Here is a 25,902-nt window from a genome sequence, read left to right as displayed (position 1 = left end):
TGGACTGACGAGCACGGAAGTTCCTGCGCGAGCGAAGCGAGCCCAGGGACTTCCGCGCGCAGGAGGGAAGACGCCGGGTAAAGGCCCGCTCACCCGCGAGCGGAGCGAGCCAAACCAACACCGTGAGCGGGCCGCCGGCGTCTGGACTGACGAGCACGGAAGTTCCTGCGCGAGCGAAGCGAGCCCAGGGACTTCCGCGCGCAGGAGGGAAGACGCCGGGTAAAGGCCCGCTCACCCGCGAGCGGAGCGAGCCAATGTCACAGTCACGGCTGATTACGCGGTTACGGACGTACGATCGAAGGGTGAGCCAGTACCAGCCGTCGGAAATCCGGATCAGTGACTCCGAGCGCGAGGACGCCCTCGGCAAGCTCGGTGAGCACATGAGTGCCGGCCGGCTGGACATCGACGAGTACGGCGAACGGTCCGCGATGGTCGCCACGGCCAAGACCCGTGGTGAGCTACTGGCCCTGTTCGGCGACCTGCCGGAGCCCAAGCCGACGTTCGGCCAGCCGTCGCAGGGCAGTGCGCCCGCGCGCCGGGAACGGACCTTCGTCGAGAAGTTCGTGCCCGTCGCGGCCCCGGTCGCCGTGCTGCTGCTCGTGGCCGCCGTCCTCATCCTGCTGAAGATCCCGTTCTTCCTGCCGTTCCTGTTCGTCTTCATCTTCATGAACCACCGCAGGGGCCCCGGCAACCGGTGGGACGGGCGCGGCAGGGGCCGTCCCCGTGGCATGGGGCACGAGCGTGGCTAGCCGACCCGACTAACGGCGTGAGCCAACCGGAACAATCCTGCAAAAGATCTCACGAAATCCCCGTGAACCATCGAATCCGATCATCGAGATTGGCTATGGTTGATCGACCACAGGAAACCGGTCGAGAGGGTGGCTAAGTGGCGGGGAACCACGGGGGCGGCGGGCAGAACGACATCCTGCGCGTCGACCCGGACGCCGTGCCGAACCTACGGGGTGCGTTCGCCGACGCGCTCGCCAGGGTGGACCGACAGCTGGAGCTCGCCGACAAGGAGCTGCGTGTCTCGTCGTGGGCCAAGGACCCGGTGAGCCTGGGCGCCACGCGGATCTTCAACGACCGCGCGCTCGACTCCGACGCCGAGGCGGCCGTCGACATGCTGCGTTCCTACCGCGACCAGCTGGACGCCGCCGTGCAGAACCTCGACGCGACCGCCGCGCAGTACGCGAAGACGGACGAGGAAAACGTGACCGGTGCCGGCACCACCGGTGAGGGCTGAGAGGGGCTCCGATGAACAACCCCGCACCGCCCACCGACGGCACCCGCTGGCGCGGCTACTCGCACAAGGACCTGTACGCGATGCTGCACGACGGCCCTGGCGCCGCCGCGTCCGCAGAGCCGTCGCGTCGCTGGGCCGAGGTGTCGGCCACGCTCACCGAGATCGGCCAGGACCTGCAGAAGGCACTGGACCTCACCGGCGGCGGCTGGACCGGCCCGGCCGCCGGCGCCGCCTACGACCGGCTCTCGACCACCGTCACGTGGGCGAGCGCGACCGGCACGAGCGCGGGCGCCATGCGTGTGTCCGTCGAGGAGCAGGCCAACCACATCGCGCAGGCACGCGCGGAGATGCCGCAGCCGGAGGACGTGCCCGCCACGCAGCCCGACCCCACCGTCGCCCCAGCCGTCCAGGTCCTCCAGGCGCAGACCGACGCGGAGGCCGCCGAGGCAGCCGCGTCGTCGGCGGAGGAGCGCGCGGTCGAGGTGATGACCGCGTACGAGACGAACACCAACGCGACGACCGGTGCGCTCGCCACGTTCGACCGGCCGCCGTCGCTGCTGCCGAACACGGACCTGCACCAGGGGCGTGGCGGTGGACTGCTCGGCCTCGGCCTGACCGCGGTGTCCGGCCTGTTCGGCGGCGGTCGCCACGACGACCGGCACGACGACCGCAGGGACAACCGCGGCGGTCGCGGTGGCTCCGGCACCCACGGCTCCAGTGCGCCGTGGCAGGACGGCCCCCGACGGCGGTCGCTGCCCGGCCCTGGCCGGATGTCCGGCGCGTCGGCCGACCCGTTCCTGAGCCCGGGCCCCGGCACTACCGGCCGTCCGCAGGAGAGCGTGCCCCGGCGCGGCAACGTCGTCGGCGCCAACCCCGGCGGCGGTGGCGGCGGCTCCGGCAGCGGTGTGCCGGGCGCCCCGAAGTCGACCGGTGCCCTGCCGACGCACGAGCTGCAGCAGGCCCAGCAGGCGGCCGCGGCGAGCCAGGCGGCGGCTGGCACGCATCCTGGCGCGGGTGCCCCGATGGCACCGGCGACCGGTGCGCCGCTGGGTGGCCAGGAGAAGATGGCCATGCGCCGGTTCGGCATGGACGCCATCGGGTCGAGCCAGTGGTTCGGCGACACCGAGGAGCCGGTGCCGGGCCAGGCCCCGAAGCGGCGGTTCGACCTGCGGGAGTCCGCGGAGGTCACCGAGTCGGTGTCCATCCTCGACGAGGAGCACCAGCTGCCGCCGAACGTGATCGGCGAGGGCGGCCGATAATCGGCGCATGATCCTTGGGGCCATCGAGACGGACCCGGTGGAGCTCAGCGCGCTCGAGTTCGACGTGCTGTGGGAGCACTACCACGGCGTGGACCAGATGCCACTGGTGCTGAAGGTCCCGTCGCCGGGGAAGACGGACGAGGAACGCGAGCGCATCGTCGCGTCGGTGTGGGACGGGCTCGCCAGGCGCGGGCTCGGCACGCCCGTCGACCCGTACCCGCCGCTGACGCGTCTGCTGGACCTCCTGCGCCGCCCGGACCGCGAGATCGACGGCCGCCTGTGGGTGGACGGCGAGCTGCGGATCCTGGTGGCCGCGACGGGTGACGAGGCCGTGCTGGCCACACTGTCGGGTGGACAGCTGCGGCTTCTGCCCGCGGAGGCGACGGGTCTCCCCCGGTACGCGCTGTCGGTGCTGCCGCCGACACCGGCCGGGCCCGGCCAGTCGATCACCCTGCCGACGGCCGACTTCGTCGCGGCGGCAGGGGAGGCCACGAAGCAGGAGGAGCTGGCGGCGGTACTGGCGGCGCGGGGCGTCCGCGACACCGACGCGAAGACCCTGGCCGAGATGATCGGCGACATCGTCAGCAGGGGCCAGTTCGGCTGCGCGGTCCGCGACAAGTGGGGCCGCCGCGTCCGCGCCGACCGCGTGATCAGCTTCTTCGACACGGCCGACGGGCGGTACCTGCAGGTGCGCCGCGTCGAGGAGAACGCGGCGGCGTGGACCACGATCTCCCCGGCCAACCCCCGCCGCATGCTCCAACACCTGACCGACCTGCACGACGAGCAGCTGGCCCTGCGGCCAACGCCATGAAGGACGCCTTCCTTGCATTGGGCGCAGTGAAGGACGCCTTCGTTGCGTTCGGTCGGGGCCGCTAGTCCAGGTCGTCGTGGCGCATCAGGCGGCGGCCCGCCTCGATGATGGAGCCCGACAGCGACGGGTAGACCGAGAACGTGTGGGTCAGGTGCTCGACGGTCAGCTGGTTCTGGACGGCCAGCGCGATCGGCAGGATCAGCTCGCTCGCCGTCGGGGCCACGACCACACCGCCGACGACCACACCGGTGGCCGGGCGGCAGAAGAGCTTCACGAAGCCCCGGTGCAGGCCCTCCATCTTGGCGCGGGCGTTCGTGGCCAGCGGAAGCATGATCGTGCGTGCCGGTACCTCGCCCGAGTCGATCGACTGCTGGGAGATACCCACCGTGGCGATCTCCGGGTGGGTGAACACGTTCGCGGCGACCGTCTTCAGCTTGATGGGTGCCACGCCCTCACCGAGCGCGTGCCACATGGCGATCCGGCCCTGCATCGCGGCCACCGAGGCCAGCATCAGCAGCCCCGTGCAGTCGCCCGCCGCGTAGACGCCGGGGACCGACGTCCTGGACACCCGGTCCACGGACACGAACCCGCCCGCTGCCGTCTTCAGGCCGACCTTGTCCAGCCCGAGGTCACCGGTGTTGGGCACCGAGCCGACGGTCATCAGCGCGTGGGAGGCCACGACCTTGTCGCCCGACTCCAGGTGCACGACCACGCCGTCGCGAGTGCGCTCCACCCGCTCGGCCCGGGCGTGCTTGACGACCTCGGTGCCACGTGCGGCGAACACGTCCTCCAGCACGGCGGCGGCGTCGGCGTCCTCGTGCGGGAGCACCCGGTCGCGGCTGGAGATCAGCGTGACCCGCACGCCCATCTCGGTGTAGGCGGACACGAACTCGGCGCCGGTCACGCCGGACCCGACGACCACGAGGTGCTCCGGCGGCTCCGGCAGGTCGTAGATCTGCCGCCAGTCGAGGATCCGCTCGCCGTCCGGCTCGGCGCCGGGCAACACGCGCGGGGTCGCACCGGTCGAGATCAGTACGACATCGGCCTCGAGGACCTCCTCGGTGCCGTCGTGGGCGAGGGCGCGGACGCTGTGCGCGGCGAGCCCCGGCTTGTCGTCACAGAAGCGCGCGACGCCGTGGACGACCCGCACGCCCTCGCGCTGGACACGGTTGCGCACGTCCGCCGACTGGGCCAGCGCGAGGCCCCGCACGCGGCTGTGCACGGCCGGCAGGTCCACCGGCGGCAGCTGGCTGTCGAGGCGAATGCCCAGCTCATCGGCGTTGTGGAAGGCCGCGCGGGCACCGGCGGAAGCGATGAACGTCTTGGACGGCACGCAGTCGTACAGCACGCAGGCACCACCGAGCCCGTCGCGTTCGACGATCGTGACGTCGGCTCCGTGCTGGGCGGCGACCAGCGCCGCCTCGTAGCCGGCCGGGCCGCCACCCATGATCACGATCCGGGTCACGGGGAGTCCCCTCTCCTCGTCGTCTCGAAGCTTCTGGACAAACGGTACGCGGCGTGGCGAGGCGTGGTGACAGCGCATGATCCGCGCAATCGCTACGCTGTCCGCGTGCCGCTCTACGCCGCGTACGGGTCCAACATGGATCCCGCCCAGATGATGGAGCGAGCGCCGCATTCCCCTATGGCGGGTACCGGCTGGCTCGTAGGTTGGCGCCTGACCTTCGGCGGGGAGGACCTCGGCTGGGAGGGCGCGCTCGCCACGATCGTCGAGGACTCGGACTCGCAGGTGTTCGTGGTGCTCTACGACGTGACCCCGGAGGACGAGACGCGTCTCGACCGCTGGGAGGGCTCCGAGCTGGGCCTGCACTCGAAGATCAGACTTCGGGTACAGACACTCGAGGGATCGGTGCTCGCCTGGCTGTACGTCCTGGACGCGTACGAGGGCGGCCTGCCCTCCGCGCGTTACCTCGGCGTCGTGTCCGACGCGGCCGAGTCGGCGGGCGCACCCGCCGACTACGTGTCCGACCTGCGCACGAGACCGTGCCAGGGCATCGGCCCATAGACGTCCGCACCAGGACCGGGTCCGGATAATTCCTGCATCCCGCGAAGGCTGTCCCATCTGCCCGTTTCGACTGACCGGCAACTGGGAACGAGGACCACACACGGTGCAGGCGTTCGGGGCTCTCCACCGGTGAGCGGGAACGGTGGGGTGCCATGAACCTGGCTCAGTTGGTCCTGTCCGTCACCAGTGGGGTCACCGTCGCCGTCCTCGTGGCGTTCGGAAGGTTCATGTGGGCTCGCAAGCGGGTGCCGGTCGGCCCGTCCCGGCACGTGAACCGGCGGACCTACCTGCGGGCGATCCACCGGGCTTCCACCGACGAGAAGGTGCGGCACCTGTGTGCACTGGTGCCCAACCTGACGCCTGCTCACGACCGGGACCAACTCACCCGGCTCCAGCACGCGTGGCAGGCGATCGACGGACGCGGTTCGGTGCAGATCCTGACGCGCGAGGACCAGGACTGCCTGATCGCCGGGGCCGAGCTGCTCGGCCTCGGCATCGAGGTCCGGGTCAACCGCACGTTGAACACCGACGACCTCTCGCTGCACATCTTCAGCGGCGATTCGCACCTGGTCGTGATCAACCACCGGGACGGCAGCCACGACCGGCCCGGTCAGCTGGTCGGGCTGTCACCCGCGCAGGTGTTCCAGAGCCATTTCGACAACGTCTGGCACACCGCGGCACCGCTGGAGTCGGTGCTCGCCGAGGAGGTCCTGGCGACACTCCGCCCCGGTGACGACGCGGAGGCGATCGCGGCGCAGATGAGGACAGTGCGAACGAAGTACCGTCTCGGCGCCATGGCGGAGGAGGCGGTGTTGCGGCACGTGGCGTTCCGACACTCCGCACCGGTCATCTTCGTCACCGGCCTGCCGGGCGCGGGCAAGTCGATGGTCCGGCGCCATCTGGCGAGCAAACTGACCGAGCTGCGGTTCCAGGTCGACCAGCTCAACGACTACCTCTACGCGTTCCGCGACTTCCTGCACCACGCGATCGACCTCGGCGACGGCCGTGGTGACGGCTTCACCGCCCATGCCGGTGGCGCGTTCCAAGTCAGGGACGAGCACGACCTGGAGCCCGCGTTGCAGGCGCTGTCCAGGAAGGTCTCGGCAGGCCGGGGTCGGACCCCGCTGTCGCTCGTCGAGTTCGCCCGTTCGGACCTCGTCGCGGCGCTGCAGGTGTTCGGCGACGAGGTGCTGTCCAGCGCGCACGTCATCCACGTACACGCATCGGAGGCCGCCCGTGTCCTGCGGCTGGCCAACCGCGCCCAGCCGCCCCGCGTGGCGATCAACGGGCAGGACGTCGTCATCCAGCCGTCGGACGACCACCAGCTGCCCAGTTCGGCCGCCCGATCGCTGTACGCGTCGGACAGTTTCACCCAGCTGCGGGGCCTGAAGGAGTTCGCCGGACGGGTGCACCAGATCGACAACGACACCGACGACCCGGGCTTCGCGCGGCTGGACAAGGCACTGGACACGATCATCGCGGACATCATCCGGCCGTACCGGCCGGCGGGGACGATCACGCACTAGCTCCGGCGCCCATAGCTGATTCACAGCCGCCCCAAGGTAAGCCCACAGTCCCGGGCCGCAGGCTCTCCGGCGACAGCCGAAGAGACGAGGGGGTCGCAGGGTGGGCAGAACACGGCGCCGGCTGCTGGTGCTGGCCGGCGTGGTCATCGTCGCCGCGGGTGGGGCCGCCACGTGGTGGTTGCTGCGTCCGGCGGAGGCGGCGAGCCAGCCGGTGGTCGCCGAGGCGACGGTCGGGACGCAGCGGCAGACGGTCGCGGCCAGTGGGACGGTCGAACCGGCCGAGCAGGCCGACCTGAGCTTCACGGTCAGCGGCGAGGTCACCGCGGTGCTGGTCAAGGAGGGTGATCAGGTCACGGTCGGGCAGACGCTCGCGACCGTGGACGACACGCTCCTCCAGGCACAGCTGACCGCGGCGCAGGCGGCACTGGACGCGGCCGAGGACAAGGCGTCCTCCGCCGACGACGCGTCCGCCGACGCCTCGGTGGTCTCGGCCGAGAGCGACCTGGCCGCCGCGCAGGACGCGGTCGACAACGCGGCGTTGAAGTCCACGATCAACGGCACGGTCGTCACGGTCGGGCTGAAGGTCGGCGACCGGGTGTCCACCGGAGCCTCCGGCAGCGGTTCGGACACCGCCCAGTTCACGGTCGCGTCGACGAAACAGTTCGTGGTCGACGCGAAGGTCGGCAGCGAGGACGTCGCCAAGGTCAAGCAGGGCATGGCCGTGGAGGTCACGGTCACCGGCGGGTCGGAGCCGGTCGACGGCACCGTCTCGACGGTGGGGCTCGTCGCCGGCGCGGACGACTCCGGCGTCGCGACGTTCCCGGTGACCGTCGCCGTGACCGGTGGGCGGGACGACATCTACGCGGGCTCGTCCGCCGACGTCGCGATCGTGGTCGAGGAGCGGCAGAACGTGCTGACCGTGCCCGCCATGGCACTGCACACCTCCGGCGGCAGGACCTACGTGAACAGGATGGTCGACGGGAAGGCCACGCGGACGGACGTCAGGACCGGCGACAGCTTCGGTGCCCAGACCGAGATCGTGTCCGGCCTGAAGGAGGGCGACGAGGTCGAGGTGGCCGTGGTCGTGCCCAGCGGCGGCGGCTCGGGTGGCAACGGCCAGACCGGTGGCGTGTTCCCCGGCGGTGGCGGCTTCGGGCCCGGCGGCGGTGTGCGACCGGGCGGCGGCGGTTTCCAGGGCGGTGGCAGGTGAACGCCATCATCGAGATGACCGACGTGCGCAAGACCTACGCGAGCGGCTCGCTCGAGGTCGAGGCGCTGCGCGGGGTGTCGCTGCGGATCGCGCAGGGCGAGTACGTGGCGGTGGTCGGGCCGTCCGGGTCGGGCAAGTCGACGCTCATGCACATCATCGGGTGCCTCGACGTGCCGACCTCGGGCGACTACGTGCTGGCGGGCGGCCGGGTGACCGAGCTGGCGGAGACGCACCTGGCCGAGATCCGCAACCGGCGGATCGGGTTCGTGTTCCAGCAGTTCAACCTGCTGGCGAGCATGACGGCACTGCGGAACGTGGAGCTGCCGCTCGCCTACGCGGGGGTGCCCGTGGCGGAACGGAGGCGGCGGGCCGAGGAGTCGCTCGCCCGCGTCGGGCTGTCCGACCGGCTCACGCACCGGCCCGGCGAGCTGTCCGGCGGGCAGCAGCAGCGGGTCGCGGTGGCGCGGGCGCTGGTGACGGACCCGGCGCTTATCCTCGCCGACGAGCCCACCGGCAACCTGGACTCGACGGCCTCCGCCGACGTGCTCGCCCTGTTCGACGAGTTGCACGCCATGGGCCGCACGATCCTGCTGATCACCCACGAGGCGGAGGTGGCCCGGCGCGCCACGCGGTCGGTGCTGATCCGCGACGGGCAGCTGGTGGCGTCGTGAAGTGGCGGGACACGTTCACCAGTGGGCTCGAGGCCATCCGCGCGCACCGGCTGCGGTCGGTGTTGACCATGCTGGGCATCGTCATCGGCATCTCGTCGGTGATCCTGACCGTCGGGCTCGGGTTGGGTGCGCAGGACAAGGTGGCGTCGCAGATCGACGCGCTCGGCAGCAACCTGCTGATCATCTCGCCGGGGAGCGACACGTCGTCGTCGGGTGTGCGGGGCGGCTTCGGCAGCGCCTCGACGCTGACGCTGACGGATGCCACCTCGGTGTCCGACTCGTCGGTGGCGCCGGACGTGGCCGCCGTGGCGCCGGTGGTGTCGTCGCAGACGGCGATGGTCGCCGGGACGACGAACTGGACGTCGAGCCTGGTGGGGACGTCGCCGTCGTGGCTGTCGGTGCGGAACAGGACACTGGCGGCGGGACGGTTCTTCAGCTCGGGTGAGACGGACGTGGTCGTGCTGGGGCCGGACACGGCGAGCGAGCTGTTCGGGCGGCGACCGGCGGTCGGGCAGGCGGTGACGGTCGCGGGCAGGCCCGTGACGGTGATCGGCGTGCTGGCGACGACGGGGGCGTCGTCGTCATCGGCGAGCGACGACGACGTGGCCGTGATGCCGCTGTCGACCGTTCGCTCACTGACGGGGGCGGCGTCCGCGTCGGTGTCGACGATCTACGTGCAGGCGGCCTCCGAGGACCTGCTGAGCGCGGCCTACCAGGAGATCGACGCGCTCCTGCGGATGCTGCACGGCGACACGGACTTCAGCATCGCGACCCAGGAGTCGCTGCTCGAGACGGCGAACGCCACGAACGAGACGCTGACGATCCTGCTGGGTGGCGTGGCCGCGATCTCGCTGCTGGTCGGGGGGATCGGCGTCATGAACATCATGCTGGTCGCGGTCACCGAGCGGGTGCGGGAGATCGGCCTGCGCAAGGCGCTCGGGGCGACGCCCTCGGCGATCCGGCGCCAGTTCCTGGTGGAGGCAGGCGTGCTCGGTGCGTGTGGCGGCGTGCTGGGGGCCGCGCTCGGGATCGCGGGCGCGTTCGTGTTGCCGGGACTGCTGGGCCAGCCGGTGAGCGTGTCGGTGCCCGCGGTGGCGGCGGCCATCGGTGTGTCGCTCGCGATCGGCATCGGGTTCGGCGTGTACCCGGCAACCAGGGCCGCCCGGCTCACCCCCATCGACGCGTTGCGGAGCGAATGAGATGAGAAAGCTGGTGTGGGGCGCGGTGGGCGCCGCGGTCCTGGTGGGCGCGGGTGTCGCGGTGGTCTCGGTGGCCACCGCCGACTCGGGTGGCCACTACCGGGTGGCCGTCGCGACCGTCGGTGACGTCTCGCAGACCGTGTCCGTCAGTGGGACCGTCGATCGAGTGAACCGCGCGGATATCTCCTTCGGCACCGCCGGTGTGCTGTCGACACTGTCGGCCGGTGTCGGCGACACGGTGTCCGCCGGACAGGAGCTGGGTGCCGTGGACACGTCCGCGTTGCAGGCGGCCGTGGACAAGGCCTCGTCCGACGTGGACAGGGCGGAGTCGACGCTGTCGGCGGCGGAGTCGGCGGTGGAGGAGCCGGCGGACGACTCGTCTCCCGTCGGGTCGCTCGTGGGACAGGTGAAGGACGCGCAGTCGGCGGCGTCGGCGGCGTTGAAGGCGGCATCGGACGCGGTGGCAGGTCAGTCGGCGGCGTGCGCGGACCCGGCGGCACCCGCGTGCACGGCGGCGGGGGCTGCGGCGATGACGGCGCAGCAGACGGTGAAGTCGGCGCAGGAGGCACTGCAGGCGAAGCTGGACGCGCTGTCCTCGGCGCTGGCGGCCGAGTCGTCGCGTGAACAGGCGGCGCCGTCGGCGGGTTCGGTGGCGGACGCGCAGGCGTCGGTGGACCAGGCGAAGGTGAAACTGGTGGAGGCGCAGCAGGCGCTGGCGGGCGCGAGGCTGGTGTCGCCGATCTCGGGCACGGTGGCGTCGGTGTCCGCCGCGGTCGGCGACCGGGTCGCGGCGAACACGGCGGTGGTCGTGGTGGTCGGCGAGGGCGCGGTGGACCTGTCGGCGACGGTCGCGGTGGAGAAGCTGGCGGACCTGGCCGTGGGACAGAGCGCGTCGGTGACACCGGTCGGCACGTCGGAGAGGATCGCGGGGAAGGTGACCAGGGTGGGCACGGTCCCGGACCCGGCGGCGGACACCGTTGCCTACCCGGTCACCGTCACGATCGACGAGCCCCCCGCGTCGCTGGCGGCGGGCAGCTCGGCGACGGCGTCGGTGGTGGTGGCGACGGCGAAGGACGTGCTGACGGTCCCGGCGTCGGCGGTGAATCGAGGGTCGGTGACCGTGCTGACGGGCGACCAGACGACGGTCACCCGCGTGACGACGGGAGCGGTCGGCCCGACGCGGGTGGAGGTCAAGGAGGGCCTGAAGGCGGGCGACCAGGTGGTGCTGGCCAACCTGGACGCGCCGTTGCCGACCAGCGACGGCAACTCGAGAGGCAGCGGCGGCTTCATCGGCGGCGGCCCCGAAAGCGGCCCGGCGGGCGGTGGCCCCGGGGGCAACGTCCGCATCCGTCCGGGCGGCTGAGCCTTTGGCGGCCGGACTTGCTTTCTGGCCAAGCCGTTGGCCGGCCCCTCGGGTTTGTCCTTGGTTCGACCTCCGGCCCGGACCTGGCACGGCTTTCGGCCCTCGCCCGGCTCAGGCTTCGGCTGGGATCGGCCAGTTCGACTCCCGGCTCTGGCCGGTCAACCTCCGGCACTGCCCGACTCGGCACTGCCCGACTCGGCACTACCCGACTCGGCACTACCCCACTCGGCACTGGCCGGGCTCAGCTTCGGCCTCTGCCCAGGTTCGGCCGCCGCCTCCGGCGCCGGACTCGGCCCCAGCTTCGGCCAGGTTCGGGGCTCTGGGCTTGGCCTCCGGCCCCCGGTTCAACGCTACGGCAAGGCACCGACAGGTTCGGGCGGCGACAAAGAGCCTGTGGACAACCCGTCCCGCCTGTGGACAAATCACCACATCCGCAGGCGGCTGTCGGGGGTTTGCCGTAGCGTCGTTCGAGGGGCCGGAGGCCAAACCTCACTCGTCCTCGACCCAGTCGAAGGTTCTCGTCACGGCCTTCTTCCACTGGCCGAAGGTCTTCTCGCGGGCCTCGTCGTCCATGTCCGGGGTCCACTCCTTGTCCTTCGCCCAGTTGTTGCGGATGTCGTCCTCTCCGTCCCAGAAGCCGACGGCCAGGCCCGCCGCATAGGCCGCACCCAGCGCGGTCGTCTCCGCGACCACCGGGCGGATCACCGGCACCCCGAGGATGTCCGCCTGGAACTGCATCAGCAGCTCGTTCCCGACCATGCCTCCATCCACCTTCAGCGACTTCAGCGGCACACCCGAATCCGCGTTCATCGCGTCGATGACCTCGCGGGTCTGGAACGCCGTCGCCTCCAGCACCGCGCGTGCGAGGTGGCCCTTGTTCACGTACCGGGTCAGGCCGACGATCGCGCCCCGGGCGTCGGAACGCCAGTACGGGGCGAACAGGCCCGAGAACGCCGGCACGAAGTAGCACCCGCCGTTGTCCTCGACCGACCTCGCGTGCTCCTCGATCTCCGGCGCCGACCCGATCATGCCCAGGTTGTCGCGGATCCACTGCACGAGCGACCCGGTCACCGCGATCGAACCCTCCAGCGCGTACACCGGGTCGTTCGAGCCGATCTTGTAGCAGACCGTCGTCAGCAGGCCGTTCTCCGACGCCACCTGTTCGTTGCCCGTGTTGAGCAGTACGAAGTTGCCGGTGCCGTAGGTGTTCTTGGCCTCGCCCACCGACAGGCACGCCTGCCCGAACGTCGCCGCCTGCTGGTCGCCCAGGATGCCCGCGATCGGCACACCGGCGAGCGCCCCCCGCTCCCGCACCTGCCCGTACACCTCGGACGACGACCGGATCTCCGGCAGCATCGACAGCGGGATGCCCATGTCCGACGCGATGTCGGGATCCCACGCTAATGTCGACAAATCCATGAGCAGGGTGCGGGACGCGTTGGTCGGGTCGGTCACGTGCACGCCGCCGTCAGGGCCGCCGGTCATGTTCCACAGCAGCCAGGTGTCCATGTTCCCGAACAGCAGCTCGCCCGCCTCGGCCCGCTGCCGCGCACCGTCGACGTTGTCCAGGATCCAGCGGACCTTCGGTCCGGAGAAGTACGTCGCGAGCGGCAGGCCCGTCTTCGCCTTGTATCGCTCCTGACCACCGCCGAGCGCCTCCAGCTCGGCACAGATCCGGTCGGTGCGCGTGTCCTGCCAGACGATCGCGTTGTACACCGGCTTGCCGGTCGACTTCTCCCACACCACCGCGGTCTCGCGCTGGTTGGTGATGCCCACCGCCACCAGGTCCTTCACGTGCAGGTCGGCCTTGGCCAGTGCGCCGGCCGCCACCTCGCGCGTGTTCCGCCAGACCTCCTCCGGATCGTGCTCGACCCAGCCGGCCTTCGGGAAGATCTGTTCGTGCTCCTTCTGGTCGACCGAGACGACCTCACCCGAATGGCTGAAGACCATGCACCGGGTTGACGTCGTGCCCTGGTCGATCGCGGCCACATAGCTCGTCATGGCTTTAATGCCTCTCTTCAGTCAGGAGGTCGGCAGGATCTGGTAAAGGAGACCGGCGAGCACACCGCCGACGATGGGGCCCACCACCGGCACCCACGCGTAGTTCCACTCTGCGCTGCCCTTGTCCCTGATGGGCAGCACCGCGTACGCCAGACGTGGCATGAGGTCACGCGCCGGGTTGATGGCGTACCCGGTCGGGCCACCGAGCGAGGCACCGATCGAGATCACGACGAACGCCACGGCCGCGTAGCCGAGCGCGGAGTTGCCGAACGTCGGCACGTCGTCGCCCGCCTCCGCACCCGGGCTCAGCAGGATCCAGAACACCAGCACGAACGTGCCGATGACCTCCGTGATGACGTTCCAGACGTAGTTGGGCACGGTCGGGCCGGTGCAGAAGATGCCCCGCGTGTTCACCGGTTCGTCGTGCGTGTCGAACTGGAGCTTGTAGGTCAGCCAGGCGAGGACGGCACCGATGAAGGCACCGACCAGCTGGCCGATCAGGTAGGCGGGTACGTCCGACCACTCCGTCTTGCCCGCGGCCGCGAGGCCGAGGGTGACCGCCGGGTTGAGATGTGCGCCGGAGGGGTTGGCGATGCTCGCGCCGACGAAGACCGCGAAACCCCAGCCGATGTTGATCAGTAGCCAGCCGCCGTTGTTGCCAAGGGTGTTTTTCAGCACAACGTTCGCGACCACACCCGCGCCGAGGAGGATCAGGCCCGCGGTGCCCAGCATTTCCCAGAGAAAGATCTCGCCGAAGTTAAGATCCACGACTACTCCTTCGTGCTGAAGGGGTAGGCGGTCCGCCGGCCCGAGGGTCTGGCTCCGGCGCCTACCCTCAGCGGACGCTACGAGTCCAAGGTCAACTTGTCCAGATATCGGGAGGGTCGTTAGGCCGGTAGCGTGGTTCTCGGACTCGATGATTACCGAGAATGATGAAAAGGCGAGGAGGGGCCCGTGACAGCGGACACCAACGGCGGTCGGCTGGGCACCGCCGAACGAGAAGAAGCCTGGCAGCGGCTCGGCTCGGAGACGTTCGACCTCGTCGTCATCGGCGGTGGCGTGGTCGGCGCGGGCACCGCGCTCGACGCCGCGACCCGAGGACTGCGGGTGGCGCTCGTCGAGGCCCGTGACCTGGCCTCCGGCACGTCGAGCCGGTCGTCGAAACTCTTCCACGGCGGGTTGCGGTACCTGGAGCAGCTCGAGTTCGGGCTCGTGCGCGAGGCCTTGCGGGAGCGGGAGCTGATGCTCACCCGTTTGGCACCCCATCTGGTGAAGCCCGTGAGTTTTCTCTACCCACTGAAGCATCGCTTCTGGGAGCGCCCCTACACGGCCGCGGGCCTGTTCATGTACGACTCGATGGGCGGCTCACGCTCGGTGCCAGGGCAGAAGCACCTGACTCGCGCGGGTGCGCAGCGGCTCGTCCCCGCGCTGAAGCGGTCGGCTCTGATCGGCGGCATCCGCTACTACGACGCCCAGTCCGACGACGCCCGGCACACCATGACCGTGGCACGCACCGCAGGTCACTACGGCGCGGTCATCCGAACGTCCACCCAGGTCACGGGCTTCGTCCGGGAGGCGGACCGGGTGTCCGGCGTGACCGTTCGCGACGTCGAGGACGGCCGCACCCTCGAGATCCAGGCCAACGCGGTGATCAACTGCACCGGCGTGTGGACCGACGAGCTGCAGCGGCTCTCCGGCTCCCGAGGCCGGTTCCGCGTGCGGGCGTCGAAGGGTGTGCACATCGTCGTGCCACGCGACCGGATCGTGTCCGAGTCGGGCCTGATCCTGCGAACGGAGAAATCCGTTCTTTTCGTCATTCCGTGGAGAAATCACTGGATCGTGGGGACCACGGACACGGACTGGAATCTCGATCTGGCCCATCCGGCGGCGACGAAGGCCGACATCGACTACATCCTGGAACACGTCAACGCCGTACTGGCGACGCCGCTCACCCACGACGACATCGAAGGGGTGTACGCGGGCCTCCGACCGTTGCTCGCGGGCGAGAGCGAGGAGACGTCGAAACTGTCGCGGGAGCACGCCGTGGCCAGGGTTTCACCCGGTCTGGTGGCGATCGCGGGCGGCAAATACACGACCTATCGGGTGATGGCGGCCGACGCGGTCGACGCTGCGTCAGCGGACCTGCCCGGCAGGCTGCAGCCGTCGATCACCGACAAGGTCCCGTTGCTGGGCGCGGACGGCTACCACGCGCTGGTGAACCAGGTCGACCAGCTGGGTGCGAAGCACGGGCTGCACCCCTACCGGGTGCGGCACCTGCTGGACCGGTACGGCTCGCTGGTGCACGAGGTGCTCGCGCTGGCGGCGGACCGGCCGGAGCTGTTGCGCCCGCTGACGGCGGCCCCGGACTACCTGCAGGTGGAGATCGTCTACGCCGCGTCGCACGAGGGCGCGCTGCACGTCGAGGACGCACTCGCCCGCCGGACCAGGATCTCGATCGAGTACCCGCACCGGGGGGTGGACTGCGTCGAGCAGGTCGCCGCCCTGATGGGTGAGGTCCTGAGCTGGTCGGAGGAGACCGTGGCCAAGGAGGTGGAGCTGTACAAGGCCAGGGTGGAGGCCGAGCGCGACTCCCAGAACCAGCCGGACGACCTGGCGGCCGACGCCAGCCGGGGCGCGGCCCCCGAGGCACGACCCGCCCTGCGCGAACCGGAACCGGCGTAACACCCGGCGCACTGAAGGACGCCTTCCTGACGCCCAGCGTTACGAAGGCGTCCTTCAGTGCGTTGCCGGCTAGCCCGCGTGGTGGGCGATCTGGATCAGGTTGCCACAGGTGTCGTCGAGCACCGCGGTCGTCACCGGCCCCATCTCCGTCGGCTCCTGGGTGAAGTGCACCCCGAGCCCGCGCAGCCGCTCGTACTCGGCGTGGACGTCCTTGACGGCGAACGAGGTGAACGGGATGCCGTCGGCGACCAGCGCAGACTTGAACGGCTTGACCGCGGGGTGCTCGTCGGGCTCGAGGAGCAGCTCCGTGCCGTCCGGGTCCTCCGGCGACACCACGGTGAGCCACCGGTGTTCACCCAGCGGCACGTTGGTCTTCTCCCTGAACCCGAGGACGTCGGTGTAGAACCGCAGCGCCTTCTCCTGATCGTCGACGAGCACGCTCGCCAGGTTGATCCTCACGTCAGTCCTTCCCAGCCTTGTTCAGCCACCGCTCGACAATCGGTTCGAGCGGCGTCGTGTTGATGTAGTGGAACTTGTAGCGGCCCTCGCGGCGGGTCTCGACGAGACCGGCGTCCGCCAGAACGTCGAGGTGCTGCGAGATCGCCTGCCGTGTCGAGCCGAGCCCGTGCCTGTTCGCCAGGCGCGAGCAGATCTCGAACAGTGTCTGACCGTTCCGGTCGGTCAGCTCGTCGAGGATCGTGCGGCGCGTCGGGTCGGCCAGGGCCTTGAAGACATCGCCCACGGGCCAGAACATTAGGCAAGTGGCTGCTTGCCTGTCAACACCGGAAGAAGGCCCCCGAACCGCTTCGGGGGCCTTCTGTCGCTACCCGGGAGAACGTCAGCTGGTGATGTCGACGTCGTTGTCCTCGGGCGTGTTGCCCTTCTGGGGCTTGCCGTTGCGGCGGCGGGCCGTCTGACGCGGGAGCGTGGCGGGCGGGCGCGGGGGCTGGCCGCCGCCACCCATCATCAGCTCCGCGAAGGTCGCCATGGCCTCGTCGAGGTGGCCGCCGATCCGCCGCTCGGACTCCTCGTTGCTCTTCTTCACCATGGACGCCACCGAGTCGCTGTCTGGCTGCCTGGTCAGCGTGCCCTCGACCTTCGACAGGCTCTCCGCCAGCGTGGTGCCCATCTCGGCGATCTTGGTCTGGAAACCGTCCTCCACCGCGTCAAGGCGGTTGGTCATGCCGTCCAGCCTGCCCGTCACCTGCTCGAGGCGGACGGCCAGCTCCTCGAGCCGCTCGGTGCCGTCGACCGTCGTCTTGGTGTCGTCGATCGAGTCCTGCAGCGCCTTGCGGGAGGCCTCCACCTTCATCGACACGGACGTCGACTTCTGGTCGATGTTCGCGTGCAGGCCCTCGGAGGTCTCGACGAGCTTGTTCTGGACCGCCTCGGACGCGCCTGCCACCTGGCCCTGCAACGTCTCCGACGCCGAGGCCAGCGAGTCGCGCAGTGACTGCGACGTCTCGCCCACCTTCGCGGACACGGCGTCCGAGGACTCCTTCAGCGACTGCCTGACGTCGTCGCGGGCGGCGTCGACCTGGCCGCGGACACCGTCGAGCTGACCGCGGACCGCGCCGTCGACCTCGTCGACCCGCGCGCGGAGGTTGGTCTCCGCCGCCGCGACGCGCTCCTTCACCGGGCCCGTGACGCTGCCCGGCAGGGCGTCGAGCTTCGCGTCCTGCTTGTCGAGGTGCTTGTCGAGGTGGGTGTCCAGCTCGTCGATGCGGCGGTGGATGCTCGCCAGCTTGTCCTCGAGCCCGTCCATGCGCCCCGCGACGCCCTCGAAGCGGCCCGTCACCCCGTCGAGCCTGCCGTCGAGCTGGGCGAACGGCGTGGCCAGCTTGTCGACGATGCCCTCGACGGCCCGCGTCAGCGCCGCCAGCGTGGCGTCCTGCGCCTCCAGCTTCGCCATGGCGTCCTCGACCCGCGAGGCCAGTGCGGTGACGTCCGTGCGGTCCGGGATCTCCGACAAGCGCTTGCGCACCGCGCCGATGGACTCCAGAGGCGACAGCCTGGCGTGGATCTCGTCCAGCGTGTCGAAGATCTGCTGCTGTTCGCTCTCACGGATCTCGGCCGCGCGCACCAGCATGTTGCGCATCCGGTCGAACGAAACCGTCGAGTTGTTGTTCTCGTTCACGGAGGTGACCTTCGTCGTGGGGAGGGGCAGGGCCGACCTGGGGAGCCTAGCCACTCCCAGAACGCGCCCATACACCACCCGTTAGTTCAACGCAGGTCCAGACACGAAATCTTGGACCGTTCGGAGCAGGATCATAGCGCCGAATGCCAGTACCCAAGATGACCTTGTGTGCTGTATTGGTTACCCGACTGGGTGACGTCACCCTCCGAGTACCGTTGCATCATGTTGAGCACGAACTCCGTTCCGGTGACCCCGGAGGCCATCCGCACCGCTCCCAAAGTCCTCCTCCACGATCACCTGGACGGTGGTCTGCGACCCGCCACGGTCATCGACCTGGCCGACGCGTGCGGCTACCGCGACCTGCCCACCAGCGACGTAGGCGAACTGGGCCGCTGGTTCACCGAGGCGGCCGACTCGGGGTCGCTGGTGCGCTACCTCGAGACCTTCGCGCACACCTGCGGTGTGATGCAGTCGACCGAGGCACTGGTCCGCGTCGCGGCGGAATGCGCGGAGGACCTCGCCGCGGACGGCGTCGTGTACGCCGAGGTTCGTTACGCCCCGGAGTTGTTTTGCGAGAACGGTCTCAGTCTCGACACGATCGTGGAAGCAGTGCAGGAAGGCTTTCGAATCGGTGCGGTGAAAGCGAAAGAAGCCGGTAGGACAATCCGGATCGGCACCCTCCTGTGCGCCATGCGGCAGAACGCGCGGTCACTGGAGATCGCGGAACTGGCCGTGCGGCACCGGGACTCCGGCGTCGTCGGCTTCGACATCGCGGGCCCCGAGGCCGGGTTCCCGCCCACGCGCAACCTCGACGCCTTCGAGTACCTGCGCCAGCAGAACGCGCACTTCACCATCCACGCCGGCGAGGCGTTCGGCCTGCCGTCGATCTGGGAGGCGATCCAGCACTGCGGCGCCGAGCGGCTCGGCCACGGCGTGCGGATCGTCGACGACATCAAGGTCGCGGGCGACGGCTCGGTCCAGCTCGGCAGGCTCGCGAGCTACGTGCGGGACCGCCGCATCCCGCTGGAGATGTGCCCGTCGTCGAACGTGCAGACCGGCGCGGCGCCGTCGATCGCGGAACACCCGATCGGGCTGCTCACGAAGCTGCGCTTCCGGGTGACGGTCAACACCGACAACCGGCTCATGTCGAACTGCCTGCCGTCCACGGAGATGGCCGCGCTGGTGGACGCGTTCGGGTACGACTGGGCCGACCTGCGGTGGTTCACGATCAACGCGATGAAGTCGGCGTTCATCGGTTTCGACGAGCGGCTCGCGATCATCAACGACGTCATCAAGCCCGGCTACGCCGCGCTGATGGGCTAGAGCGGGTTCGTGGGGGGCCGCGCGGGCCCCCCACGACCTACTTCTGGAGGTCCAACCGCTCCTCGAAGGCCTCGACCAACGCCTGCCACGACTCGACCTCGGCCTCGAACGGCGGGCTCGGGGCCAGCCGCGTCGGGTCCGGCCGCAGGACGAACGAGACCAGCCAGCCGAGGCTCTCCGACTGCGCGAGCGCCTCGGAGACGGACTTGTCGCCTGCCCAGTCCGCAGCGTCGTTCAGCAGCTCGACGGCGAGGTCGAGCTGGACCGGGTCGACCGCGTCGGGGCCCTCCCCGATGTCGTCCGCGAGACCCTGCAGCACGTAGGTGTTGTCGGTCTCGACCTCGACCTCCAGGCTGCCGTCCGTGGCCTTGTTTGCCACGTCCTCCCATGTCGACACCTCGGCGAGGTCGTTGTCCTCGTTGCCGTGCTGCGCGACGTGCTTGGCGAGCGCCCTCGGCGACTTCGCGACCTTGATCTTTCCCCTGGTGCCAAGGAAGATCGGCTCGTCGTCGAGGTAGCAGCGGAGCGTGTAGTACTCCGCCTCGGCCGTGATGATCTTGATGGGGTCGATGCCCACCTCGGCCCAGAAGCCGACCGGCTCCGGTTCGGCCTCTTCCTCCTCGTCGTCCCCTTCTTCCTCGTCCTCGTCCTCGTCGTGGTCGTCGGCGTCGTGGTCCTCGTCGTCCTTTGTGGACTCCGCGTCGTCGACGTCGTCCGCGTCCTCCGCATCCAGGGCGCTCTCCGCCTCGGCGGACTCGGCCTGGAACGCGGCGAGCTCGTCCGTGGTCTGGTCGAGGACGGCCTTGTCGACCTCAGGCGTGTAGACGACGTCGTCGATGGCGTCGAGGACCTCGTCCCAGCGCTCGGCGATCGTCTCGGCGAGATCGTTCCACAGCTTCTCGCCCTCGCGGCCGGTGAAGGGGAACGTGCCCTGCTCCAGCACCGAGAACCCGGCGGCGGAGTTCAGGACCTCGTGCACCTCGTCGAGCTCGCACACGTCGGCGAGCGACCGGACGATCGAGATGATGTCCGCCAGCTCGCCGATGGTCCACGTGTCCGGCTCCTCGGCAGCCAGCTCGGGCACGCCGACGAGGTCGTAGGTGTGTGCCTCGTCGGGCAGCAGCTCCGGTACCGACAGCTGCGGCACGACGTCCCACGCGGGGTGGTCGACCAGGTCGTGCTCATCGACGGTGCGGACGAACGCGGCGAGGTGGGCCGCGTCAGGGAACGCGTAGAGGTCGTCCTCGTGACCGAGGAACGCCTCCCACTCCTCGCCGTCCTCCCGCCAGCGTGGCGCCCACAGAGTCACGAGGTCGCCCTGCGGTAGGCCGAGCTCGATCGAAACTATGTCCTGGGACATTGCTGGACCTCCAGGTGAGGCATATCCGTGAGCACTCAGAATCCGGGGGGAAGCCTACGGGGTAGCAGGTGACCGTTGGATCACCGGTCGGACCGTAGCGACGAGGGGTCGAACGTGTCGAGCTCTGTCCGGTCGGCGGCGGGCCCCTCGACGCGCCGATCGCGGCGTGCCTGGAACTCCTCGGCGGTGATGCCGCCGTCGTCCTGGCGGCGTGCCGGGGCGGCCCGGCCGGACAGCTGCTCGAGCGCGAACGTGAGGTTGTCGCCGAGCAGCCGGGCGACCTTGTTGTAGCCGGTCTGGGTGGCGTCGTCCATGGCGACCGCCGTGACCTTGACGATCAGCCGCGCGAGCCCGTCGGGCCCGTACCGTGCGGCTTCCTGCGCCAGCCAGAGGTTCACGAGCTTGCCCCGGCCGTCGACGGTGACCTCGACGGTCCCGTTGCGGTCGTGGGCCGTGCCGCGCACCCCGGCCAGTATTCCGTCCACTTTGGACAGTGCCTCCTGCCGCGCGCGGCCGTCCTCGATCAGCTGCGTGGTGTGGCGCTCGACCGGCTCCCGCTCGATCATCGTCTGCCCCCTCGCTGCTTGAGCGGGTCGGAGAAGTCGACCTCAGCGGCGTCCTCGTCGTCCACCGGCACGTAACCGAGCGAGGCCAGATGTTTCTCGCCCCGTTCACCGAGGACGGGCGAGAGCGCCTTGTACATGTTGCTGCCCGCGCGGCGGGTGGCGCGGTCGGCGAGCGACATGATGTTGCGCGCGAGGGTCTCCATGTCGCCCGACACCGCGGCCGGGGACAGCGTGAGGCCGGTGAGCAGCCCGCCTGGCGCCACCTCGACCTCGATGCCCCCGTCCGGCGACGCGGCCCGCCCACTGACGCGGCCGACCCGCGCGACCTGGGCCTGCGCCCGCTCGTCCGCCTGCGCGACCTTGCGGTCCAACACCGCCAGCTCGTGGTCGATGTCGATCTCCACGACCCCTCCTGATCCCCGGTACGGCATCAAGTGTGCCCGAAACACCCGCCGACCGGGCACCCGTGGCCCGAGGAGCGCACTGAAGGACGCCTTCGTAACACTGGGCGCACTGAAGGGCCCCTTCGTAACGCCGGGCGTACTGAAGGCGTCCTTCAGTGCGGTGGGGTCAGCCGGTCGGGCGGTAGAAGCCGACGAACGGCATGCCCGAGTTGGACGTGCGCAGCGGGCTGATCTCCACCGGGTCGCCCGCCTCGATCATCTGGCCGTCGCCGATGTACATGGCCACGTGGCCCTCCCAGCACACCAGGTCTCCGGGCAGCAACTGGTCGGCGGAGGGGACCTCGGCGCCGATGTCCTGCTCGCCGGAGGTGCGCGGGATGTCCAGGCCCGCCTCGCCGTACGCGTACTGGGTCAGACCACTGCAGTCCAGGCCGACGCCCGGTGCGGTGCCGCCCCACACGTACGGCACGCCCAGCTGTGTCAGGGCCGCGCGGACGGCCTTCGCGGCGGTCTCGTTCGGGGCCATGACCGTGGCGCCGCCCGGCAGGTTGATCGCCACGCCGGTGCCCGGCTGGGGCGGGATCGCGACCGGGAGCCGCTTCTTCGTGACGACGCCACCGCCGCCACCTCCCCCGCCACCGCCCCCACCGCCGTGACCGCCCCCACCGCCACCGCCACCGCCCTGGTTGTAGGCGGCCGGGGGCTGGTTGCCGTTGGCGCCGTCCGCGCCGGCCGGAGTGGTCGCGCCGCTGCCGTTCAGGCGGTCGACGACGCCGGTCAGCTGGGCCATCGTGGCTTCGAGGTTGGTGCTGCTCTCGCCGCTGACCTGTGCGCCGAGGCGGATCAGCTCGGAGATCTTGGCCTGCGCACCCGCGTTGTCGCCCGCGGCACGCAACGCCGACGCGGCCGACAGCAGCTCGGCGGCCTTGTCCATGAAGTTGTCGATGAGCTGCTGGTTCGAGTTCTGGCCCACCTTGAGGATGCCCGCGGCGTCCCGGACCGCGGACTGGACCTGGGCGCTGTACTCGCTGATGTCCTTGGCCGTCGTGCCGAGCGTCTGGGCGTCGGCCGCCTGGCGGTCGGCGGCGCTGCCCGTCCAGCCGTACTGCAGCGTGCGGACCTGTGCGCCCGAGTCCGTGTCATACGTGTACAGCGCGTTCTGGACGTTTCCGTGCGCCTGGCCGACGCTGTCGATGGCGCCGTCGTCGGTGACCAGCTGGCGCTGCGCGTCGGCGGCGGGCTGGATCAGCGGGGTGACAAGGGGGACCGTCGTCGTCACGTGATCTCACCAATCGCTCGCCGGATCCGCCGGTCGTGCTCGTCCTCCAGGGACTCGTAGTTCGTCCACGTGCCCGCCACAGCGTCGTCCATCGCGGTCGTGTTGCCCGCGAGGCCGTTCACGCGGTCCAGCTGGCTCCGCGTCGCGTTGCGGACGGCGTCGGACAGGCCGACGTCGCGGCCGACCCTGGAGAAGGCGTTGCCGTCCATGGACGTGTGCGCGTCGAGGTTCGTGCGTGTCGTGTCGTGCAGGTCGTCGGCAAGTGGTCGGTAGCCCCTACGGAAGCCGTCGAACGCGGCCCCGTCGGCGTCGTAGCCCGGCGGGGGTGGCGGCGGTGGCTGGTCGTCGTGAGTCATCCCTACCCCTCCTGCTCGAATCCAAAGGGTAGGTCAAACCACCGCCGTTCGTCCCTGGAATCGCATGAGCGGGCCGCCGGTGTCTGGACTGACCGAGCAGCGCAGGCGCCGGGAGCGAAGCGACCTCGCCGAGCAGCGCAGGGAGGGAAGACACCGGAGCCAGGCCCGCGAACGCCGAGCGGAGCGAGGCCATGTCACAGATCACACCCCCATCGGATGCCAGACCGTCTTCGTTTCCAGGAACGCCCTCAGCCGTGACATGCCTGGCTGCTCGTGCCAGTCCGGCTCGGTCGACCTGGCCCGCAGGACCCGCTTGACCGTGTCCGCGGCAGAGGCCTCCAGCTCGGCTCGCATCGACTCCGGTGCGCCTGCGAGGTCGAGTGCGTTGACGTCGGCGTGCGAGGCGAGCCACGGCGCCAGCTCGGCCGTGCGGCCGGTGATGATGTTCACCACGCCACCCGGCACGTCCGAGGTCGCCAGCACCTCCGACAACGTGATCGCGGGCAGCGGCCGGTCCTGCGACGTGACGACCACGGCCGTGTTGCCAGTCGCGATCACCGGTGCCACCACGCTCACCAGGCCCAGCAGCGAGGACGACTGCGGCGCGAGCACGCCGACCACACCCGTCGGCTCTGGCAGGGAGAACGAGAAGTACGGCCCGGCAACGGGGTTCGACGCGCCGAGGACGCTCGCCACCTTGTCCGCCCAACCCGCGTACCAGACCCACCGGTCGATCGCGGCGTCCACTGTGGACTGCGCCTTCTTGGCCGCGATGCCCTCGCTCGCCGCGGTTTCCGCGATGAACTGCTCGCGCCTGCCCTCCAGCAGCTCGGCCACCCGGTACAGCACCTGGCCCCGGTTGTACGCCGTGGCGCCGGACCAGCCGCCGAACGCCTTGCGTGCGGCCACGACCGCCTCGCGGACGTCCTTGCGCGAGCCGTGCGCCGCGTTGGCCAGGAACGCGCCCTTGGCGTCGCGCACCGGGTAGGAGCGGCCGGACTCCGAACGCGGGAACGCGCCGCCGATGTAGAGCTTGTAGGTCTTGGCGACCGAGAGTCGGTCAGACATCGAGGTATGCCTCCAGTCCCGCGCGGCCACCCTCGCGGCCGAAGCCGGACTCCTGGTAGCCGCCGAACGGCGCGGTCGGGTCGAACCGGTTGAACGTGTTGGCCCACACCACGCCGGCACGCAGCTTGTCGGCCATCCAGAGGATCCTGGAGCCCTTGTCGGTCCAGATACCCGCGGAGAGGCCGTACGGGGTGTTGTTGGCCTTGGCCACGGCCTCGTCCGGCGTGCGGAACGTCAGCACCGACAGCACGGGCCCGAAGATCTCCTCGCGGGCGATGCGCATCGCCTGGCTGACGCCGGAGAACACGGTCGGCGCGAAGTAGAAACCCTTGTCCGGCAACGGACACGGGCTCACCCACTTCTCGGCGCCCTCGGCCTCGCCGGACTCGACCAGCGAGGTGATCCTGGAGAGCTGCTCACGTGAGTTGATCGCACCGACGTCGGTGTTCTTGTCCAGCGGGTCGCCGATGCGCAGGGTCGAGATGCGGGCGTGCAGCTTCTCGACCACCTCGTCGGCGATCGACTCCTGCACCAGCAGGCGCGAGCCCGCGCAGCAGACGTGGCCCTGGTTGAAGAAGATGCCGTTGACGATGCCCTCGACGGCCTGGTCGAGCGGCGCGTCGTCGAACACGACGTTGGCGGCCTTGCCACCCAGCTCCAGTGTGACCTTCCTGCCCTTGCCCGCGAGCGAGCGCTGGATCTGCTTGCCGACGTCGGTCGAGCCGGTGAACGCGATCTTGTCGACGCCGGGGTGGCCGACCAGCTCGGCGCCGACGTCACCCGCGCCGGGCAGGATGTTGACCACGCCGGGCGGCAGCTCGGCCTGCTGGATGATCTCGGCGAGCACCAGCGCGGTCAGCGGTGTCGTCTCGGCAGGCTTCAGCACGACCGTGTTGCCGCAGGCCAGGGCCGGTGCGATCTTCCACGCGGCCATGAGCAGCGGGAAGTTCCACGGGATGACCTGGCCCGCCACGCCGAGTGGCCTCGGGTCGGGGCCGAGGCCCGCGTAGGCGAGCTTGTCGGCCCAGCCCGCGTGGTAGAAGAAGTGCGCGGACGCGGTCGGCACGTCGACGTCGCGGGACTCCCTGATCGGCTTGCCGTTGTCGAGGCTCTCCAGCACGGCAAGCTCACGCGCGCGCTCTGCCATCATGCGGGCGATCCGGTAGATGTACTTGGCGCGCTCCGCGCCCGGCATCTTTCCCCAGACGCGGTCGTAGGCGCGACGGGCGGCCCTGACGGCGCGGTCGACATCCTCCTTGCTCGCCGTGCTCACCTCGGCCAGGACCTCCTCGGTGGCCGGGTTGACGGTCTTCAGCGGCTCGCCGGCGCCCTCGACGAACTCGCCGTCGACGAACATCCGGTAGCTGGGCTTGAGGTTGGCGATGTCCCGGGACTCTGGCGCCGGGGCGTACTCCCACATG

Annotated in this window: 25 protein-coding genes; 12 read left to right on the top strand and 13 right to left on the bottom strand. The window is 70.2% G+C overall.

All coding sequences use genetic code 11. From position 1 onward, the window contains the following. Nucleotides 1-302: 302 nt before the first annotated feature. The 4 genes from CLV71_RS38590 to CLV71_RS38575 all read left to right on the top strand — a co-directional run bounded on the left by CLV71_RS38590 (nucleotide 303) and on the right by CLV71_RS38575 (nucleotide 3,313). A complete protein-coding gene (locus CLV71_RS38590) occupies nucleotides 303-749 on the top strand; it encodes a DUF1707 SHOCT-like domain-containing protein (RefSeq protein ID WP_243867174.1) in 447 nt (148 codons plus the stop codon). 137 nt (nucleotides 750-886) lie between these two features. Then, nucleotides 887-1,243 carry a PE domain-containing protein gene (locus CLV71_RS38585; protein WP_133907856.1) on the top strand — a complete coding sequence of 119 codons (357 nt, stop codon included), beginning with the start codon at nucleotides 887-889 and terminating at the stop codon, nucleotides 1,241-1,243. Between the two features lie 11 nt (nucleotides 1,244-1,254). After that, a complete protein-coding gene (locus CLV71_RS38580) occupies nucleotides 1,255-2,502 on the top strand; it encodes a PPE domain-containing protein (RefSeq protein WP_133907855.1) in 1,248 nt (415 codons plus the stop codon). Between the two features lie 7 nt (nucleotides 2,503-2,509). After that, complete coding sequence (locus CLV71_RS38575) at nucleotides 2,510-3,313, top strand: ESX secretion-associated protein EspG (protein ID WP_133907854.1); 804 nt, start codon at nucleotides 2,510-2,512, stop codon at nucleotides 3,311-3,313. 61 nt (nucleotides 3,314-3,374) lie between these two features. On the opposite strand, the gene CLV71_RS38570 is transcribed toward CLV71_RS38575, so the two are convergent. Beyond that, nucleotides 3,375-4,778 carry an NAD(P)H-quinone dehydrogenase gene (locus tag CLV71_RS38570; protein WP_133907853.1) on the bottom strand — a complete coding sequence of 468 codons (1,404 nt, stop codon included), beginning with the start codon at nucleotides 4,776-4,778 and terminating at the stop codon, nucleotides 3,375-3,377. Nucleotides 4,779-4,883: 105 nt separating this feature from the next. Here CLV71_RS38570 and CLV71_RS38565 point away from each other — a divergent pair, with 105 nt between their 5' ends. The 6 genes from CLV71_RS38565 (at nucleotide 4,884) to CLV71_RS50280 (ending at nucleotide 11,305) form a co-directional block, all read left to right on the top strand. After that, complete coding sequence (locus tag CLV71_RS38565) at nucleotides 4,884-5,336, top strand: gamma-glutamylcyclotransferase family protein (protein ID WP_133907852.1); 453 nt, start codon at nucleotides 4,884-4,886, stop codon at nucleotides 5,334-5,336. A 152-nt stretch (nucleotides 5,337-5,488) separates the two neighbouring features. Then, nucleotides 5,489-6,862: a DEAD/DEAH box helicase family protein gene (locus tag CLV71_RS38560; protein ID WP_133907851.1), complete on the top strand. Its 1,374-nt coding sequence runs from the start codon at nucleotides 5,489-5,491 to the stop codon at nucleotides 6,860-6,862. Between the two features lie 100 nt (nucleotides 6,863-6,962). Beyond that, nucleotides 6,963-8,072: an HlyD family efflux transporter periplasmic adaptor subunit gene (locus tag CLV71_RS50285; RefSeq protein WP_133907850.1), complete on the top strand. Its 1,110-nt coding sequence runs from the start codon at nucleotides 6,963-6,965 to the stop codon at nucleotides 8,070-8,072. Continuing rightward, nucleotides 8,069-8,743 carry an ABC transporter ATP-binding protein gene (locus tag CLV71_RS38550; protein ID WP_279588787.1) on the top strand — a complete coding sequence of 225 codons (675 nt, stop codon included), beginning with the start codon at nucleotides 8,069-8,071 and terminating at the stop codon, nucleotides 8,741-8,743. The genes CLV71_RS50285 and CLV71_RS38550 overlap by 4 nt, the downstream gene beginning before the upstream one ends. Next, nucleotides 8,740-9,942: an ABC transporter permease gene (locus CLV71_RS38545; RefSeq protein WP_133907849.1), complete on the top strand. Its 1,203-nt coding sequence runs from the start codon at nucleotides 8,740-8,742 to the stop codon at nucleotides 9,940-9,942. The genes CLV71_RS38550 and CLV71_RS38545 overlap by 4 nt, the downstream gene beginning before the upstream one ends. Nucleotide 9,943: 1 nt before the next feature. After that, complete coding sequence (locus CLV71_RS50280) at nucleotides 9,944-11,305, top strand: efflux RND transporter periplasmic adaptor subunit (RefSeq protein WP_133907848.1); 1,362 nt, start codon at nucleotides 9,944-9,946, stop codon at nucleotides 11,303-11,305. Between the two features lie 489 nt (nucleotides 11,306-11,794). Here CLV71_RS50280 and glpK read toward each other — a convergent pair whose 3' ends face one another. Both glpK and CLV71_RS38530 read right to left on the bottom strand, forming a co-directional pair. Continuing rightward, on the bottom strand, nucleotides 11,795-13,306 hold the full coding sequence (gene glpK / locus CLV71_RS38535; RefSeq protein ID WP_133907847.1) for a glycerol kinase GlpK: 1,512 nt from the start codon (nucleotides 13,304-13,306) through the stop codon (nucleotides 11,795-11,797). Nucleotides 13,307-13,327: 21 nt separating this feature from the next. Beyond that, the gene (locus tag CLV71_RS38530; protein ID WP_279588786.1) at nucleotides 13,328-14,074 is read right to left on the bottom strand and encodes an MIP/aquaporin family protein; all 747 of its coding nucleotides are present in this window, start codon (nucleotides 14,072-14,074) and stop codon (nucleotides 13,328-13,330) included. Between the two features lie 186 nt (nucleotides 14,075-14,260). Between CLV71_RS38530 and glpD the strand changes: the two genes are divergently transcribed. Continuing rightward, a complete protein-coding gene (glpD, locus tag CLV71_RS38525; protein WP_133907846.1) occupies nucleotides 14,261-15,988 on the top strand; it encodes a glycerol-3-phosphate dehydrogenase in 1,728 nt (575 codons plus the stop codon). A gap of 69 nt (nucleotides 15,989-16,057) precedes the next feature. Here the strand turns inward: glpD and CLV71_RS38520 are convergent, their stop codons facing one another. The 3 genes from CLV71_RS38520 to CLV71_RS38510 all read right to left on the bottom strand — a co-directional run bounded on the left by CLV71_RS38520 (nucleotide 16,058) and on the right by CLV71_RS38510 (nucleotide 18,086). Continuing rightward, the gene (locus tag CLV71_RS38520; RefSeq protein ID WP_133907845.1) at nucleotides 16,058-16,447 is read right to left on the bottom strand and encodes a VOC family protein; all 390 of its coding nucleotides are present in this window, start codon (nucleotides 16,445-16,447) and stop codon (nucleotides 16,058-16,060) included. Nucleotide 16,448: 1 nt separating this feature from the next. Further along, on the bottom strand, nucleotides 16,449-16,742 hold the full coding sequence (locus CLV71_RS38515) for an ArsR/SmtB family transcription factor (RefSeq protein WP_208297960.1): 294 nt from the start codon (nucleotides 16,740-16,742) through the stop codon (nucleotides 16,449-16,451). Between the two features lie 84 nt (nucleotides 16,743-16,826). Continuing rightward, on the bottom strand, nucleotides 16,827-18,086 hold the full coding sequence (locus tag CLV71_RS38510) for an apolipoprotein A1/A4/E family protein (RefSeq protein WP_208297962.1): 1,260 nt from the start codon (nucleotides 18,084-18,086) through the stop codon (nucleotides 16,827-16,829). 264 nt (nucleotides 18,087-18,350) lie between these two features. Between CLV71_RS38510 and CLV71_RS38505 the strand changes: the two genes are divergently transcribed. Then, entirely contained in the window at nucleotides 18,351-19,448 is a 1,098-nt protein-coding gene (locus tag CLV71_RS38505) for an adenosine deaminase (protein ID WP_133907882.1), read from the top strand. A gap of 37 nt (nucleotides 19,449-19,485) precedes the next feature. On the opposite strand, the gene CLV71_RS38500 is transcribed toward CLV71_RS38505, so the two are convergent. The 7 genes from CLV71_RS38500 to CLV71_RS38470 all read right to left on the bottom strand — a co-directional run bounded on the left by CLV71_RS38500 (nucleotide 19,486) and on the right by CLV71_RS38470 (nucleotide 25,901). Further along, a complete protein-coding gene (locus CLV71_RS38500) occupies nucleotides 19,486-20,808 on the bottom strand; it encodes a primosomal protein (protein ID WP_133907842.1) in 1,323 nt (440 codons plus the stop codon). Between the two features lie 80 nt (nucleotides 20,809-20,888). Beyond that, nucleotides 20,889-21,374: a YbaB/EbfC family nucleoid-associated protein gene (locus CLV71_RS38495; RefSeq protein ID WP_133907841.1), complete on the bottom strand. Its 486-nt coding sequence runs from the start codon at nucleotides 21,372-21,374 to the stop codon at nucleotides 20,889-20,891. Then, complete coding sequence (locus CLV71_RS38490; RefSeq protein ID WP_133907840.1) at nucleotides 21,371-21,778, bottom strand: YbaB/EbfC family nucleoid-associated protein; 408 nt, start codon at nucleotides 21,776-21,778, stop codon at nucleotides 21,371-21,373. Before CLV71_RS38490 ends, CLV71_RS38495 begins: the two co-directional genes overlap by 4 nt. 166 nt (nucleotides 21,779-21,944) lie before the next feature. Next, on the bottom strand, nucleotides 21,945-23,057 hold the full coding sequence (locus CLV71_RS50275) for a C40 family peptidase (protein ID WP_279588785.1): 1,113 nt from the start codon (nucleotides 23,055-23,057) through the stop codon (nucleotides 21,945-21,947). Next, a complete protein-coding gene (locus CLV71_RS38480; protein WP_133907839.1) occupies nucleotides 23,054-23,413 on the bottom strand; it encodes a hypothetical protein in 360 nt (119 codons plus the stop codon). Before CLV71_RS38480 ends, CLV71_RS50275 begins: the two co-directional genes overlap by 4 nt. Before the next feature lie 201 nt (nucleotides 23,414-23,614). Further along, on the bottom strand, nucleotides 23,615-24,481 hold the full coding sequence (locus CLV71_RS38475) for an aldehyde dehydrogenase family protein (protein ID WP_133907838.1): 867 nt from the start codon (nucleotides 24,479-24,481) through the stop codon (nucleotides 23,615-23,617). Further along, nucleotides 24,474-25,901: an aldehyde dehydrogenase family protein gene (locus CLV71_RS38470; protein WP_133907837.1), complete on the bottom strand. Its 1,428-nt coding sequence runs from the start codon at nucleotides 25,899-25,901 to the stop codon at nucleotides 24,474-24,476. Before CLV71_RS38470 ends, CLV71_RS38475 begins: the two co-directional genes overlap by 8 nt. Nucleotide 25,902: the final 1 nt, after the last annotated feature.

It is taken from the genome of Actinophytocola oryzae (assembly GCF_004364325.1).
Classification (GTDB): Bacteria; Actinomycetota; Actinomycetes; order Mycobacteriales; family Pseudonocardiaceae; genus Actinophytocola; species Actinophytocola oryzae.
Note: the sequence above shows the minus strand (reverse complement) of the source record. Positions and strands in the feature narration are given on the sequence as shown.